This is a genomic window from Stomatohabitans albus (assembly GCF_036336025.1).
GTDB classification, from domain to species: Bacteria; Actinomycetota; Nitriliruptoria; order Euzebyales; family Euzebyaceae; genus Stomatohabitans; species Stomatohabitans albus.
The window spans coordinates 1,052,319-1,068,009 of record NZ_JAYKKE010000001.1 but is presented as its reverse complement, the minus strand read 5'-3'; the positions used below and the strand labels follow the sequence as shown (position 1 = coordinate 1,068,009).

Sequence of the window (15,691 nt, the reverse complement as noted above, 5' to 3'; positions counted from 1 at the left end):
CGAGATAGGAGTAGCCATGGTTCGTACCCCAGCAGAAAATCTTGAGGCGTTACATGAGGCCCGCTCCCGTGCCGAACACGCTGGCACCGATGAACAAATCAAGAAGCAACATGACCGGGGAAAATTAACCGCTCGCGAGCGCATCAATCTCCTGGTCGATCCAGACTCCTTCACTGAGATTGACCGCTACCGGATTCATCGAACTGATGATTTTGGATTGGGCGACCAGCGCATTCCTGGCGATGGGGTTATCGCGGGACATGGCACCATTGATGGGCGCCCTGTATGCGTCTATGCCCAGGATTTCACTGTCTTTGGTGGTTCGTTGGGTGAAGTCCACGCTGACAAGATTCAGAAAATCCAGAAACTTGCCATGAAGATGGGTGTCCCTATCATCGGACTGAACGACTCCGGTGGTGCCCGTATTCAAGAAGGTGTGGGCGCTTTGGCTGGCTACGGCGTCATTTTCCGAGACAATGTTCGTGCCAGTGGCGTTATCCCTCAAATTACTGCGATCATGGGACCCTGTGCTGGTGGAGCTGTGTATTCACCTGCCATGACGGATTTCATCCTGATGGTGCGTGAGACCTCCCACATGTTTATTACCGGCCCTAGTGTGATTGAAACGGTCACGGGCGAACAAGTGACTATGGAGGAGCTTGGTGGTGCAGACACCCACTCCACAAAAACGGGTGTTGCCCATTTTGCTGCCGACAGCGACGAAGATTGCATTGAGGACATCAAGTATTTGCTCGGGTTTTTGCCTCAAAACAACCTTGAAACCCCTCCGACGATTGCAACCGCAGACGATCCGGACCGGCTCGATAACCAGCTCAACACCTTCATGCCCGATAGCCCGAACATCCCGTATGACGTTCGGGACATTATTCGCACGGTGGTAGATGAACATGAGTTTTGTGAAATCCAGGAGCACTTTGCCACAAACGTCGTTATCGGGTTTGGGCGCCTCGATGGCCACACCGTAGGTGTCGTCGGTAACCAACCAATGGCGATGGCAGGTTGTTTAGATACGCATGCCAGTGAGAAGGCTGCTCGTTTTATCCGAACTTGTGATGCATTCAATATTCCTATTGTGAGTTTTGTCGATGTTCCTGGTTTCTTACCTGGCACTGAACAAGAGTGGGATGGGATTATTAACCGCGGTGCAAAGCTCTTGTACGCCTATTGTGAAGCGACCGTACCCAAGTTGACTGTCATCACGCGGAAAGCCTACGGTGGTGCGTACATTGTGATGGGGTCAAAGCATGTTGGAGGAGACGTGAATCTGGCTTGGCCCACAGCTGAAATCGCCGTCATGGGTGCGAAGGGTGCCGTTAACGTCTTGCACCGTCGCGCCATTGCGAGTGCCGAGGACCCTGAGGCAACGGCAAACACCTTTATTGAAGCGTATGAAGAACGATTCAATACCCCATGGCAGGCAGCTCAAATGGGCTATATTGATGATGTCATTGAACCTGCTGAAACACGGCAAGCTCTTATCCGCGGCCTTCGACTCACCCATACCAAGCGTGAGTATTCACCTGCCCGCAAGCATGGAAATATTCCCTTATAGGGGAGGGCGCATATGGGAAAGCAATTTCAAACCAGTGCCGAACTTGGCGTTGCCCTCCCGCCGGGCACCATCGTTCCAGATGATGACTCAGCGCTCAGTGGTATCGCCAGTGTCACACGTGGCAATCCAACTCAAAACGAAATCGCCATCATCAGTGCCGTACTCTTGGGCTTGCGCACGGTGATGGCTGAAGATCGTTTGGAACACGATGATGTGACGGCTTGGAGCGTGGCTTCTAAAGCCGAACGTCTTTATCAGTCACCATTCATCAGCGCTGCGGATCCCCGATTGAACGCCCGCAGTAATCGTTCATGGTTTAGCAGACGATAAGCAGGTTATATCAAGGGGAAGCCCCCGGTAAGGTCTTCAGCCATTTGGCCCTCAGTATCGAATGAGTTTGATCAACGCCAGAACAACGAACACTTAGGTAACCCTTACTTTCCATACGGTAATGGTCCTACCATTTCGTTTGGATTCAATATTACGGCCTGTTGTGGTTTACCATGATTCGAACCGCCAATGACAAAGGAGCACAATGCAAGAGTTGCTGTTTAATGATCAGCTCCCCCCACTAGATGGGTTTGGCCCCGTGTTAGTTGCTAACCGTGGTGAAATCGCCCTCCGAGTGTTCCGAACATGCAGAGACCTTGGTCTCAAAAGTATTGCGGTGTATTCAGAGGCTGACGCGGAAGCACCCTGGCTCCATCATGCAGATGAGGCGTATCTCATCGGTTCAGGACCCGCAGCAGATAGTTATTTGAATGTTGACCATATTCTTGAGGCGATTGAGCGTTCCGGGGCAAAAGCCGTGCATCCTGGCTATGGCTTCTTAAGTGAAAACGTCGATTTTGCCAATGCTGTGGTCGAAGCGGGGTGTACATGGATTGGGCCATCCCCTGACTCTATTAACTCAATGGGTGACAAAATCAGTGCCCGTGAGGCTGCCGTTGCAGCTGATTGTCCCATTGTTCCAGGGTTAATGGAGCCAACGTCAGACCCTGAAGTTGTCAAAGCGTTTGCCCAAGAGCACGGATACCCATTGATCATCAAGGCGGCATATGGCGGTGGTGGCCGTGGGATGAAGGTTGTACGCGCCGATCGAGACCTGGTTGAAGCGCTGGAAAGCGCTCAACGTGAGGCAGTGACTGCGTTTGGGCGTGGGGAAGTTTACGTCGAGCGCTATCTCGAACACCCGCGGCATGTGGAGGTTCAGATCCTTGCTGATCAACAAGGCAATACGCTCTATCTCGGCGACCGCGACTGTACGTTGCAGCGCCGCCACCAAAAGTTGATTGAAGAAGCCCCGGCACCTGGTATCCCCGATGAAATTCGGAAAGCAATGGGTGAGTCGAGTGTGCGGGTTGCCAAAGCTGTTGGCTACACGACCACGGGTACCTGTGAGTACTTGTACCAAGACGGTGAGTTCTATTTCTTAGAAATGAACACACGGTTACAAGTCGAGCATCCGGTGACAGAAGAAGTCATTGGCATTGATCTCGTTGAATGGCAGTTTCGAACCGCAGCCGGCCAATCACTCCCCTTCGGGCAAGACGATATTTTTGCTAAAGGTCACGCGATTGAGGCGCGTATCAACGCTGAGAATGTTGGCCTTGGTTTTGTCCCAAGCCCAGGTCTAATCACCAAATGGGTCCCGCCACAAGGGCCAGGGGTTCGCATGGATTCTGTGGGTACGACTGGCTGGGAGATACCGCGCATCTATGACTCATTAATTGGCAAAGTCATTGTCCAAGGACGGACACGAGATCAGGCACGACGCCGGCTCATTCGTGCTTTGCACGAGCTCCAGATTGAGGGGGTGCCTACCACCGTTGATTTTTTCAACTACGCCCTCGTCTCCCCTGACTTCATTCAGATGCAGATTACGACCAATACGGTTGAGCGTGACTGGGACTTATCATCCATCGAGCCTGCACTCGTCCCAAATGTGGCCGAGGAAGCTGCTTCACGACACAACGTGGTTGTTGAGGTAGATGGCAAGCGCATAGAAGTTACGGTTCGTGGGTTGATGGGCGCCAAAGCGGCTGCTGCAACACCCAAACGTCGAACACGCTCTGGGAGTAGTGGGCCTTCAAACGTGGGAGCAGGCACCATCACGGCACCAATGCAAGGAACCGTCGTTAAGGTAAACGTCTCCGATGGTGAGACGGTTGAAAAGGATCAAACACTTGTCGTACTCGAAGCCATGAAGATGGAGAATGCGATTAAAGCTCCCCATGCTGGAATCGTTAAGGATGTTGCCGTTGCCGTTGGCGATACGGTCAATACGGGTCAAGCCATGGTTACGGTCGATGCAGAGGGCGATGAGGGCTAAAGTCCTTTTTGCATATGAATAAAGTCGTAACTCAACTGGAAATTCCTTAGACTAACGGTATGGGCGCACCTCGTTCTTCCTCACCGCCGTCAACCGCTTGCCCAATTACTGGGCATGGCGGGCCTCGGCAGTCATCCAGCCCACTTCAGGTTTCTCGCATGGATGATCGCTACCTCTATGCATTATCTGAGGTTTCTGCATTGCGTCGGCAAGCCATTCCTATGGATGAATTACTTCCCAAGATTGTCAAGGCAGCTCGAACCGCAACGGGAGCCAAATATGCCGCCATGGGTGTCTTGACCACCAATGTGCATGAGGTAGATGAAAACGAAACCCGTGACCATATCGTGCAGTTTATTTATGACGGTATTGACGACGAAACCGCTTCAAATATTGGTCCGCACCCAGTTGGCCGCGGGATACTCGGCAAAACGATTTTTGAGGAACAACTCGTCATCACCAACGACCTTCCAGCACACCCTGATTCCATTCCACTTCCCGAGGGGCATCCCCCGATGTCTAATTTTTTGGGAGCACCACTAGAAGTAGATGGTCGTGTATTTGGCAACCTCTATCTCGCAGAAAAGCCTGAAGGCTTTTCAACTGACGATGCTAAGGTCCTCGAAGTCCTTTGCTCGCAAGCCGGAGCTGCCATTCAAACCTCTGTTCTCGCCGAACGGTTGCGTGGTGTGCTACTCAGTGATGAACGCAGCCGTATTGCCCGCGATATGCATGACGGCGTGATGCAAAATCTATTTAGTTTGGGGATGAGCCTCGATCTCATGTCACAAACCATTGAGGTTTCTAGCCCTGAACTGGCTAATGACCTTCAACGACTCGTAGATCAGGTTGACGAAACGATTCAGTCAATCCGATCAACGATTTACCAACTCCGTGATAGTGAAACAAGCGATCAACGCACATCGTTGCAACATGCTGCGGTGACGTTAGCGCGTGAGTTTGAATACACCACCGGAGTCCGACCAAGTATTGCTATCTCTTCGCAAGTGAGTAACGAGGTACCTGATCATCTTGTCCACGATGTCGTGTACCTCATAAAAGAGGCACTCCATAATATTCGCAAGCATGCCAAAGCGAAATCGGTCTCAATTCGTGCTACCAGCGGAGAGCACGGCATAGAAATCACGGTCAATGACAACGGCTGTGGTTTTGACCAAACACAACCAACCGTAGGCCATGGGTTAGAAACCATGGCTGAACGGGCCAATCTGATAGGTGGGCAACTGAGGATTACGTCCAAGATTGGGAGTGGCACCTCAGTTTTCCTGACAATTCCCTCGCAAACTACCAAGGAGCAATTGTGAGCGAACCCCAACGTGCTACACGCACCCAACCCCATGTTCGGGTGATGTTGGTGGACGACCACGAAGTCGTCCGCCAAGGGCTCCGGTCCATGATCAACGCCTCTGGCGATCTAACGGTCTGTGCTGAGGCATCGACCACGGCAGAAGCAATCCATGCCGCTCGTGCACACGTCCCTCACGTAGTCGTGATGGATTTGCGTTTACCCGACGGATCGGGAGTAGAGGCGTGCCGAGAAATACGAACCGAAAATGAGGACGTGAAGGTTCTCATTTTGACATCATTCACTGATGATCAAGCCCTCTTCGACGCCATTATGGCGGGTGCGAGCGGCTACTTATTGAAGCAGGTACGTGGAACCGATCTGATTGATGGAATCCGGCGTATTGCATCGGGCGAGAGTTTGTTGGACCCGAGTGTGACGAGCCAAGTCCTTGAACGTATCCGAGATCCTCATGCCGGTGAAGACCCCCGTTTGGCGCGGTTAACGCCGACTGAACGACGGATTCTTGACCATATTGCTGATGGTGAAACCAATCGACAGATTGGTGAACATCTTGGGTTAGCTGAAAAGACGATTAAAAACTATGTCTCGGTCATCCTAACGAAATTAGATGTTAACCGGCGTACCGAGGCGGCAGCTTATTTATTTACTAACTCCAATCGAGGAAGCCACTAATCCTCCTTGCCTCCTAGCCATCATCGGCATGTAGCGTTTTGTGTGCACCTTTTTCGAGGTGTTCAGATTTGTCTTGCGCAGCCGCATCTTCAGTAGGTTCAGGTCTTTGTACCTTGCTGACATAGAGCAGCTCACCGAGTACTTCAACGACTCTGGCGAGAGCCACAAGGGCGATCACCTGACCACTCTCGAGACCGGCTTGGCTTAGTACGAGGCCGGCGACGGCCTCTCGTGGTCCAAGGCCACCAGGACTGAAGATAAATAACCAGCCAACAAGGTAAGACAGCACAAACGCCCCAACAACGAGCATCCAATTGGTTGCTGATGATGGATTGATCGCTATGGCGAGCAGCACGAACACCGCTGCACGCAACACGATCTGGCTGATGTAACCGCGGGTGATACGCCAGCCATGACCCTCAAGTCCGGTTGTTACCAGGGTGGGTCGTACCCACTGTAGTGGGCGGAGCACCCGTGAAGGCATCACCGTCAACCCGATGACCAGTAGGGCGCAACCAGCACCCGCAACCCAAACCCAGATACTGACTGCCGGTAATAAGGTGGCGGCAAAGGGAAGGCCCATACCCAACATAGCCATGAGCCATACCGATTCTAAGACAGTCGTAGACGTACCAATATCGAGTGGAACACCTTGTGACCGTGCAAGAAGTGGGCGGCTAACGAGCCCGGCAGAGCCGATAGCAAATCGGGTGAGTTGGGCACGGGTCCATAGCCATGCAACGGTGGCCCGAGGGAGGTGACTTCCTAAGGCATCGAGCATTCGTCCCCACTGGGCAGCCAACATTGCATTCGCCCAGGCGTGAAGGCTAATACTTACCAGCGACACTCCCCCAACAACGGGAGTGAGGGCTTGCCATGCTTGCGCCCAATTACCATCAAGGGTGATATATAAGATCCACAAACAGCCCACAAGGGTCACTAATCCGACCCCAACGCGTAGGACCTCATGCACGCTTGCTTTGTGTTTCATACGAGTTCCCAGTCTGCCCTAAAACCCGCACATCCCAAGCACTCCAGAAAAGACCAGATTTTGAGGCCACAACAGGCCAAATAAGGGACTACAGGCCTAAGCAGAAGTACGATTCTGTATTAACGTGTTATCAATGATTACGCCCCTGATCCTTGTCCAGTCGGCGCGAGGGGCCGCAGAGGTATGTGTTCGCGCCGAAACCGCAATCTCGACGGTACGCCGTCGAACGGGAGAGCGATGAGCGAGAACACCCCCGATAACCCATCACAGGTGGACCACCTCGATTTAGCCGCTGACTTCGATGCTCCGACGCATGAACAGTGGGAAGTTGAAGTCCTCAAGGTGCTTAATCGTGGCCGTCCAGAAGGTAAAGAGCTAAACGTCGAACAGGCGATGAAGCGTTTGACCCACATCAGTATTGATGGCCTGGTAACCAAACCCCTGTATTTAAAGGATGAAGATAGTGTCGAAGTGCTGGGCCTTCCAGGTCAGGCACCCTTCACCCGTGGGACCACGGTACGCGGTGGCCAAGCCGATGCTTGGGATATCCGCCAATTACATGAAGACCCCGACCCTGTTGCCACCAACAAAGCCGTCCTTGAAGACTTTGAACGTGGTGCCACGAGTGTGTGGCTGCGTATTGACGACGATGCGGTCAAGGCTGAGGACTTACCGCGCACCCTTGAAGGGGTTATTGTCGATATTGCAGGGATCGCCGTGTCCAGCTTCGCGGATACAGAACGAGCTGCGGAGGCATTGGCATCGTTTTTTGAACAGAGCGGAGCCGACCCTGATTCACTTGTAGGCAACTTAGGTGTTGACCCCATTTTGACGGCAGCTCTCACCGGCCAAGAAGCCGACCTGAGTAACCTCAAAACATGGGTTGATCGCACTGCGAACTGGCCCGGTGTAACACCTCTCGTTGTTGACGGAAGCCTCTATCACGACATGGGCGCAACACCCGCCCAGGAAATGGCGTTCACCATAGCCACCGGTATCGCCTATGTGCGTGCCCTCGTCGAACAGGGCGTTGACGTCGATACGGCGTTCGAAAGTATTTTATTCCGCGTCAGTTCCACGGTTGACCAGTTCCCGACGATTGCACGCTTGCGTTCACTGCGCCTTGTGTGGCACCGAGTCGGAGAAGTGCTTGGTGTCACTGAAGAGAAGCGCGGAGCACGCCAACATGCAATCACCTCATGGCGTGAAATTAGTCGTGAAGATCCCTATGTGAACCTGCTTCGTGGCACTATTCAGTGCTTTGCAGCCGCAGTAGGTATGGCAGAAATTGTGACGGTGTTGCCCTTTGATACCGCGTATGGGTTGCCCAATTCCTTCTCACGGCGTATGGCTCGTAATACCCAGGTCATTTTGAGTGAAGAAGCCAATATCGGGCGGGTGAACGACCCGGCTGGTGGTGCTTGGTGGGTGGAGAGCCACACCCTTGCACTGGCTGAAAAGTCTTGGGAATTGATTCAAGCAGTCGAAGCCGAGGGTGGTATCCAGGCCTATTTGAGCAGCGGCAAACTTGAAGCCGACGTCCAAGCCAGCGTCAAAGAACGCGCAAAGCGGTTATCCACCCGTAAATTGGGCCGTACCGGCGTAAGCGAGTTCCCCAAGGTTGAGAACGACAGCCTTGATCGTGCGCCACGTCCTGCCCCCCTTGAATTGAACGGGATTGAACGACACCGTGACGCTGAACTCTTTGAGGCGATCCGTGACCGCGCTATTGCCGCTGGGCAGCCCAATGTGTTCCTAGCTTGTTTGGGTGCTCGCCGCGACTTTGGTGGTCGTGAAATGTTCACCTCTAACCTTGTACACGTCGGCGCCATTCAAACGGTCAGTCACGAAGGTGGCACACCAGAAGAGATCGCTGCCGCATTCAAGGAAAATGGCTCGCCCATGGCCATCTTGTGCTCCAGCGCAAAGGTATATGCCAGCCAAGCCGTTGATGTCGCCAACGCGCTGAAAGAAGCTGGTGCCGAGAAGGTTCTCCTTGCTGGCAATATCAAAGAGATTGGTGATGGTGACGCAAGTGTCTTTGACGGCACCGTAGCTATGGGTATGGACGTCGTTGCCTTCTTGAATGAAACCCTTGAAACCCTGGGAGTGCAGTAAGCATGAGTGTCCCATCATTTGCAAACGTAGATCTGAACCTCTCCACCCCAAAGGATGACCGCGAGGCGTTTGCGGCTGCCCTTGACAAAGCCGCATTCGAAGAAAAGTTCCATGCGTGGGAAACACCAGAACATATTGATGTTCCTGGGGTGTATACGAACGACGATCTACAAGACCTAGATTTCTTGCATCAATACCCCGGTATTCCAACCTTCTTGCGTGGCCCCTATGCCACCATGTACGTGTTCCGACCATGGACCATTCGCCAGTACGCCGGGTTCTCCACTGCTGAAGAATCTAATGCCTTCTATCGCCGTAACCTTGCCGCTGGCCAGAAAGGGCTTTCAATCGCCTTTGACTTGGCCACCCACCGGGGGTATGACTCTGATCACCCCCGTGTAACCGGCGACGTTGGTATGGCTGGCGTAGCCGTTGACTCCATCTTGGATATGCGTCAGCTCTTTGACGGGATTCCACTCGATCAGATGAGTGTGTCCATGACGATGAACGGTGCCGTGTTGCCCGTGCTCGCGCTCTATGTTGTGGCTGCTGAAGAACAAGGGGTCAAACCTGAGCAGCTTGCCGGAACGATTCAGAATGACATTCTGAAAGAGTTCATGGTGCGTAATACTTACGTGTATCCACCCCTGCCATCTATGCGTATTATCAGTGAGATTTTCGCCTTTACAAGTGCGAATATGCCTCGCTTTAACTCCATCTCCATTTCTGGCTACCACATGCAAGAAGCTGGTGCCACCTTAGACCTGGAAATGGCGTACACGCTGGCTGACGGGGTTGATTACATCCGCGCTGGTGAGAGTGTGGGATTGAATGTGGATGCCTTCGCCCCTCGTTTGAGTTTCTTCTGGGCCATTGGCATGAACCCATTCATGGAAATTGCCAAGATGCGTGCAGCTCGTATGTTGTGGGCACGCCTGGTCCGCCAGTTCAAACCTAAGAACCCCAAGTCCATGAGTTTGCGTACTCACTCACAGACCTCGGGGTGGTCGCTGACTGCTCAGGACGTGTATAACAACGTGATGCGTACCTGTATTGAGGCAATGGCATCAACGCAGGGCCACACGCAGAGCTTGCACACGAACGCACTTGACGAAGCGGTTGCGTTGCCGACTGACTTCTCGGCTCGTATTGCCCGTAACACCCAGCTTTTCATCCAGCAAGAATCAGGGACCACCCGATCTGCTGACCCTTGGGGTGGTTCGGCCTATATCGAAAAGCTCACCTATGACATCGCGCGTAAGGCGTGGGGACACATTCAAGAAGTCGAGGCTGCCGGTGGTATGGCGTTGGCTATTGAGCAGGGTATCCCCAAGCTACGTATTGAAGAAGCGGCAGCACGCACTCAGGCGCGTATTGACTCTGGCCGTCAGCCCCTGATCGGTGTGAACAAGTACGTTTTGGACCAAGAAGAACCCTTCGAAGTGTTGAAGGTGGACAATAAGGCAGTGCGCGAAGCACAGGTTGCCAAGTTGGAACGCCTCCGCGCTGAACGTGATGAAGAGCAGGTCCAGCAAAGTCTTGACAAGATCACGTGGGCCGCGGCAAACCCTGATTCCTCCGACCCAGATCGGAACTTGTTAGCGCTATCCATCCAAGCGGCACGAAACAAGGCATCATTGGGTGAAATCAGTGATGCGTTGGAGAAGGTCTTTGGTCGTTACACCGCTAAGATCAACATGATTGAAGGGGTGTACGCGAAGGAAGCCGGGAGGACTGGCAAGATGAACGAGGCACGCGAACTGATTGAGAAGTTTGAAGAAGCTGAAGGTCGCCGTCCTCGTATCTTGGTAGCAAAGATGGGCCAGGATGGTCACGACCGTGGCCAGAAGGTTATCTCTACTGGCTTTGCTGACTTGGGCTTTGACGTTGACGTCGGACCACTCTTCCAGACGCCAGAAGAAACGGCCCGTCAAGCGGTTGAATCTGACGTCCACGTGGTAGGGGCATCCTCACTTGCAGCCGGTCACTTGACCTTGGTACCTGAGCTTCGCGCTGAGTTAGACAAGCTAGGCCGTCCAGACATCATGGTGGTTGTTGGTGGTGTTATCCCTGAGCAGGACTTTGAGGAACTGCGTCAAAATGGCGCCGATGCCATCTTCCCGCCCGGTACTGTTATTTCTACCGCTGCAGTGGGCGTGCTCGAAGAGCTGCTCAAGCGAGTCGAAGAATAACCGCTCGTGGCAAAGGCACCAACTGCCCCTGAGCTAGCTGAAGGCGTTTTAGCTAGCTCACGGGCGCACATCGCCCGAGCAATCACGATGGTTGAGTCAAAAAAACCGGCTCACCGTGATATTGCTCACGAGTTGTTACGCCTTCTCACACCCCATACCGGAGGTGCCGTTCGTGTTGGCATCTCCGGTGTCCCTGGGGCGGGGAAGTCCACCTTTATCAATGCACTGGGCATGCGACTGGTCAACGAACACGGGATGAAGTTGGCCGTACTCGCCGTTGACCCGTCATCCTCGCAAACGGGTGGGTCTATCCTTGGTGACCGCACCCGCATGGGCGAATTGGCGATGCTTGATAACACCTTTATTCGCCCGTCACCATCAGGCAATCATCTTGGCGGTGTGGCTCGTGCAACCCGTGAAGCTATGGTGATTTGTGAAGCCGCTGGGTACGGGGCTGTCTTTGTCGAGACGGTTGGTGTTGGCCAATCAGAAATTGCGGTAAGTGAGATGGTTGATACCTTCCTCATGTTGCATGCGGCCAATACCGGAGATTCACTCCAAGGGATTAAGCGCGGAATCTTGGAGCTCGCTGACGTTATCGCCGTGAACAAAGCCGATGGTGCCAATGCAGCTCCTGCACGCATTGCGGCTCGTGAGCTAAGAATGGCGCTCAAACTTGTTGCCGGTAGCGAACGTGAACCTGCTGAGGTGCTCACCTGTTCATCGACAACGGGAGAAGGCCTCGATGAGGTCTGGAAAGCGATTACCGATCATCGTCAACGCCTTGAGGATACTGGTTCCCTTATTGCACGACGTCGTCGCCAACAACGACAGTGGTTGTGGAGCTTGGTTCGTAACGAAGTGTTGACATTATTGGAGAATGACCCCGAGATCAAAGCCGTAGCTGATCGCGTCGAACACGATCTTGACGACGAAGGAACCAATGCAATGGATGCAGCTAATGCGATCCTTGCCGCCTTTGTTGAACGAGCCTATTTATTGAAAGAATAAGTCAACTGATAGAACCAGGCCGGCCATCGTGCTGGCCTGGTTTTTTGTTTCTACATTTCGCCAAGTGCTTTCCTCGGCCGGTTAAGGGAAGGTAAACGACAAACCTCGGTAGCTACAAGTTCTATCGTTTCGACTATCTAAAGTTGTCTTTACTGAAGATAGTCCCACACACAGCAGGACTGACGGGTACCTTAACGAGCCCTTAGAACAAACGTGATTGAAAGGTATTTCTGATGGCAGTTAAGTTCCAAAACCCGAAGGTCGTAGGCGCCTCTATTGCTGGTGGTCTTCTTCTTGTCAGTGGCGGCCTGTGGCTCTTCAAGCCGTGGCTGTTATTTGTTGACAAAACAGTCAACCAACCACTCCCCATCACCAGTGCATCAGTCCAGATGGTTGATTCATCTGAAATGGCGTCCACGCTTTCCAACGATGGGGCCGCCTCCCTTGTTGCCGACGGTGACTTTATTTCCCACGAACACGAAACAACCGGCAAGGCAAGCATCGTTCAGCTCGCTAACGGTAAGTACCAGTTAGCATTTGAGAACCTGGACACCTCTAACGGTCCTGACGTGCACGTATGGGTCAGCGCGGGTGAAGTGGTAGACGGCGTCGCTGGTCTGAAAGCCGCTGGCGACCACGACAAGATTGACCTCGGCGTCATCAAGGGCAACAAAGGCAACCAGCTCTACGACCTCCCCGACGACTTCGACCCCACCAAATGGAAGAGTATTGACCTTTGGTGTGACCAGTTCGACGTCTCCTTCGGCGCCGCACCGTTGAATCTGAAGGCAGATAGCAGTAGCTCGACCGACACAACAAGCACCAGTGAAACCATGGTTATGGCTGAACAGTCTGGTCCGGTCATCGTAACCTCCGGTGATTTCATCAAGCACGAACATGCCACCACCGGTAAGGCCAGTGTTGTTCGTTTGGAAAATGGGAAGCATCAACTGATCTTTGAGAACCTCGATACCTCTAATGGCCCTGACGTGCACGTATGGGTCAGCGCCGGTGAAGTGGTAGACGGTATCGCTGGTCTGAAAGCCGCTGGCGACCACGACAAGATCGACCTCGGCGTCATCAAGGGCAACAAAGGCAACCAGGTCTACGACCTCCCCGACGACTTCGACCCCACCAAATGGAAGAGTGTGGACCTTTGGTGTGACCAGTTCGACGTCTCCTTCGGCGCCGCACCACTCGTTTAAGTAGCGTACCGATATTGGGACCAAGGCATGTTTGCCTTGGTCCTTTCTGTTACCTCCGATTGAACTTTGGCTAACTGAAAATGGCCGATAAGGCCGCAAATATGCAAGGCTGACTCTGTTCTGACCAGCCCATAGGGCGTGAATGACAAGGAGTAGCAATGACTGGTGGACCGTATTTATTAGGTATTGATATGGGCACAGGAGGTGCTCGTGCAGGGGTATTCTCAACAACAGGAACGCTAAAAGGGGTAGGCACCTCCGAATGGGAAACGACATACCCTCGGCCTGGTCGTGCTGAACAGAATCCTGATGATTGGTGGCAATGCGTTGTTACTGCAGTTCGGCAAGCTATGGATACCGCCCAAGTTCATCCTGATGCGATCGCAGGCATCTCGGTCGATTCCACGTCTGCGACCGTGGTCACGGTCGATGCGAACGATAAACCGCTGCGGCCAGCCATGCTTTGGATGGATGTTCGTGCCATTGAACAAGCCGAACAATTGCGGGCTACTGGTGATCCGGCGCTCAAATACAGCGGTCACGGTCCAGTTTCTGCCGAGTGGGGTGCACCAAAACTCATTTGGATTCGTGATAACGAACCGGAGGTGTTTGAACAAGCCAAGGTCATCACCGATTGCACGGACTGGCTGATTCACGAATTAACTGGCGAATGGACTATTTCCACATGTCACGCTGCGGCCAAGTATTTCTATGACAGCGATACCGGTGGGTGGCCCACAAGCTTGTATGAAAAGGCTGGGGCACTAGAAGTTCTCGATAAGTTCCCTCGTCGTATGTTGCCACCCGGTGCCCTAGCGGGTGAGTTGACAACACGTGCAGCAGAAGATATGGGATTACGAGCTGGTATCCCCGTTGCGGAAGGGATCATTGATGCGTATGCGGGCGCAATCGGGCTTGGTGTTGTAAGTCCTGGGAAACTGGCGCTCATCACAGGGTCTAGTCATGTCATGATTGGACAGTCGCAAACTCCACTTCACGCTCCAGGATTGTGGGGCACCTTTACCGATGCGATTATTCCTGGGGAATACACCATCGAAGCTGGTCAAGCATCAACGGGCACCATTGTCAATTGGTTTAAAAATACGCTTGCATTACAGGCAAGTAAGGATGATCGGGGAGCGTATGAAGCCCTCAATGCTTGGGCTGCTGATATCCCAATCGGTTGCGACGGCCTTGTGATGCTGGACCATTTTCAAGGCAATCGTGCTCCCTATTCTGACCCACGATCCAGAGGTATGTTTTGGGGCTTAAGTCTTGCCCATACTGAGGGTCATCTGTATAGAGCGATATTGGAAGGCATCTGTTTCGGAACAGAAAACATATTCCGTACAATGCGCGAGAACGGGTACCCACCGGAAGAAGTGGTTGTATCTGGCGGTCCTACGAAGAGTCGCCTTTGGATGCAGATGCATGCCGACGTTTCGAATGTACCGCTTGTCTTTACTGATGTAACAGAAGGACCGATCCTTGGATCTGCCATGCTTGCTGGTGTGGGTGCAGGGTTATTCGATCATCTTCCCGATGCGGCATCAGCTATGGTGAAAGTAGTGGAGGTCCTTGAACCAGATCCACAGGCCCATGAAGCGTATCAATTTAACTATCAGGCTTATCTTGATACTTACCCAGCCATGAAAACCCTAATGGGTCGAATGTCTGCTCATCAAGAGCTCTAGACACTTACGTACGACAAAGCCTCGGAGCAACTGCTCCGAGGCTCTGTTGTGTTACTTAGGCTCTAAGTTGTAACGAGGTACAGCTTAGAAACCGAAGCGCCACTCTCCGAAGAAGAATCCACAGAAGAACCAGTTCCAGCAAGTTTCAGGCTTGTGCTGGTGCGGGTGCTTGCCTTCCGGTTCCTGAGTTGGAATCGGCTGGGGCTGCTGTGGCTCCTGCGGTTCCTGGGTAGGAATCGGCTGGGGCTGCTGTGGCTCCTGCGGTTCCTGGGTAGGAATCGGCTGGGGCTGCTGTGGCTCCTGCGGTTCCTGAGTAGGAATCGGCTGGGGCTTCGGCTTGCATTCCGGAATGTCTAATCCGGGAAGCAGGTCCTCACAGGTTGGCGGCTTTGGCTGCGGATTCTTGGTTGGAATCGGCTGCGGCTTCTGAGGCTCCTGCGGTTCCTGGGTAGGAATCGGCTTTGGAGTCTTCGTCGGCTTTGGCTGCGGATTCTTGGTTGGAATCGGCTGCGGCTTCTGAGGCTCCTGCGGTTCCTGGGTAGGAATCGGCTTTGGAGTCTTCGTCGGCTTTGG

12 protein-coding genes and 1 pseudogene are annotated in these 15,691 nt (G+C 53.2%); 10 read left to right on the top strand and 3 right to left on the bottom strand.

Features of this window, described 5'->3' with window-relative positions; translation table 11 throughout:
• Positions 1–16: 16 nt before the first annotated feature.
• From VCU37_RS04850 to VCU37_RS04830, 5 genes are all read left to right on the top strand, one after another.
• The gene (locus VCU37_RS04850) at positions 17–1,573 is read left to right on the top strand and encodes an acyl-CoA carboxylase subunit beta (RefSeq protein WP_336249483.1); all 1,557 of its coding nucleotides are present in this window, start codon (positions 17–19) and stop codon (positions 1,571–1,573) included.
• A gap of 12 nt (positions 1,574–1,585) precedes the next feature.
• Positions 1,586–1,903, top strand: a complete 318-nt coding sequence (locus tag VCU37_RS04845) for a hypothetical protein (RefSeq protein WP_336249482.1) — start codon at positions 1,586–1,588, stop codon at positions 1,901–1,903.
• Between the two features lie 205 nt (positions 1,904–2,108).
• Positions 2,109–3,905, top strand: a complete 1,797-nt coding sequence (locus VCU37_RS04840) for an acetyl-CoA carboxylase biotin carboxylase subunit (RefSeq protein ID WP_336249481.1) — start codon at positions 2,109–2,111, stop codon at positions 3,903–3,905.
• Between the two features lie 59 nt (positions 3,906–3,964).
• The gene (locus VCU37_RS04835; protein WP_336249480.1) at positions 3,965–5,230 is read left to right on the top strand and encodes a GAF domain-containing sensor histidine kinase; all 1,266 of its coding nucleotides are present in this window, start codon (positions 3,965–3,967) and stop codon (positions 5,228–5,230) included.
• Between the two features lie 44 nt (positions 5,231–5,274).
• Complete coding sequence (locus VCU37_RS04830; protein ID WP_336249550.1) at positions 5,275–5,907, top strand: response regulator transcription factor; 633 nt, start codon at positions 5,275–5,277, stop codon at positions 5,905–5,907.
• Between the two features lie 13 nt (positions 5,908–5,920).
• Here VCU37_RS04830 and VCU37_RS04825 read toward each other — a convergent pair whose 3' ends face one another.
• Positions 5,921–6,898 (bottom strand): lysylphosphatidylglycerol synthase transmembrane domain-containing protein, encoded by a 978-nt coding sequence (locus VCU37_RS04825; RefSeq protein ID WP_336249479.1) that lies wholly within the window; start codon positions 6,896–6,898, stop codon positions 5,921–5,923.
• 237 nt (positions 6,899–7,135) lie between these two features.
• Here VCU37_RS04825 and VCU37_RS04820 point away from each other — a divergent pair, with 237 nt between their 5' ends.
• The 5 genes from VCU37_RS04820 (at position 7,136) to VCU37_RS04800 (ending at position 15,118) form a co-directional block, all read left to right on the top strand.
• A complete protein-coding gene (locus VCU37_RS04820; protein ID WP_336249478.1) occupies positions 7,136–9,016 on the top strand; it encodes a methylmalonyl-CoA mutase family protein in 1,881 nt (626 codons plus the stop codon).
• A 2-nt stretch (positions 9,017–9,018) separates the two neighbouring features.
• The gene (scpA, locus tag VCU37_RS04815) at positions 9,019–11,208 is read left to right on the top strand and encodes a methylmalonyl-CoA mutase (protein ID WP_336249477.1); all 2,190 of its coding nucleotides are present in this window, start codon (positions 9,019–9,021) and stop codon (positions 11,206–11,208) included.
• 6 nt (positions 11,209–11,214) lie between these two features.
• Positions 11,215–12,219, top strand: coding sequence for a methylmalonyl Co-A mutase-associated GTPase MeaB (meaB, locus tag VCU37_RS04810; RefSeq protein ID WP_336249476.1), 1,005 nt, complete (start codon positions 11,215–11,217; stop codon positions 12,217–12,219).
• A gap of 233 nt (positions 12,220–12,452) precedes the next feature.
• Positions 12,453–13,424 carry a DM13 domain-containing protein gene (locus tag VCU37_RS04805; protein WP_336249475.1) on the top strand — a complete coding sequence of 324 codons (972 nt, stop codon included), beginning with the start codon at positions 12,453–12,455 and terminating at the stop codon, positions 13,422–13,424.
• Between the two features lie 158 nt (positions 13,425–13,582).
• Positions 13,583–15,118 (top strand): FGGY-family carbohydrate kinase, encoded by a 1,536-nt coding sequence (locus VCU37_RS04800; protein WP_336249474.1) that lies wholly within the window; start codon positions 13,583–13,585, stop codon positions 15,116–15,118.
• A 145-nt stretch (positions 15,119–15,263) separates the two neighbouring features.
• Here VCU37_RS04800 and VCU37_RS04795 read toward each other — a convergent pair whose 3' ends face one another.
• A complete protein-coding gene (locus VCU37_RS04795) occupies positions 15,264–15,461 on the bottom strand; it encodes a hypothetical protein (RefSeq protein WP_336249473.1) in 198 nt (65 codons plus the stop codon).
• 30 nt (positions 15,462–15,491) lie between these two features.
• Positions 15,492–15,691: pseudogene (locus VCU37_RS04790) on the bottom strand (hypothetical protein); the annotation flags it as partial.

Bases quoted from the DNA above. Each gene is read 5' to 3' on its own strand.
- VCU37_RS04840 (WP_336249481.1), top strand. From the start codon at position 2,109: ATGCAAGAGTTGCTGTTTAATGATCAGCTCCCCCCACTAGATGGGTTT.
- VCU37_RS04850 (WP_336249483.1), top strand. From the start codon at position 17: ATGGTTCGTACCCCAGCAGAAAATCTTGAGGCGTTACATGAGGCCCGC.
- VCU37_RS04805 (WP_336249475.1), top strand. From the start codon at position 12,453: ATGGCAGTTAAGTTCCAAAACCCGAAGGTCGTAGGCGCCTCTATTGCT.
- VCU37_RS04795 (WP_336249473.1), bottom strand. From the start codon at position 15,461: ATGCAAGCCGAAGCCCCAGCCGATTCCTACTCAGGAACCGCAGGAGCC.
- VCU37_RS04825 (WP_336249479.1), bottom strand. From the start codon at position 6,898: ATGAAACACAAAGCAAGCGTGCATGAGGTCCTACGCGTTGGGGTCGGA.
- VCU37_RS04845 (WP_336249482.1), top strand. From the start codon at position 1,586: ATGGGAAAGCAATTTCAAACCAGTGCCGAACTTGGCGTTGCCCTCCCG.
- VCU37_RS04835 (WP_336249480.1), top strand. From the start codon at position 3,965: ATGGGCGCACCTCGTTCTTCCTCACCGCCGTCAACCGCTTGCCCAATT.
- VCU37_RS04820 (WP_336249478.1), top strand. From the start codon at position 7,136: ATGAGCGAGAACACCCCCGATAACCCATCACAGGTGGACCACCTCGAT.
- VCU37_RS04800 (WP_336249474.1), top strand. From the start codon at position 13,583: ATGACTGGTGGACCGTATTTATTAGGTATTGATATGGGCACAGGAGGT.
- VCU37_RS04830 (WP_336249550.1), top strand. From the start codon at position 5,275: ATGTTGGTGGACGACCACGAAGTCGTCCGCCAAGGGCTCCGGTCCATG.
- scpA (WP_336249477.1), top strand. From the start codon at position 9,019: ATGAGTGTCCCATCATTTGCAAACGTAGATCTGAACCTCTCCACCCCA.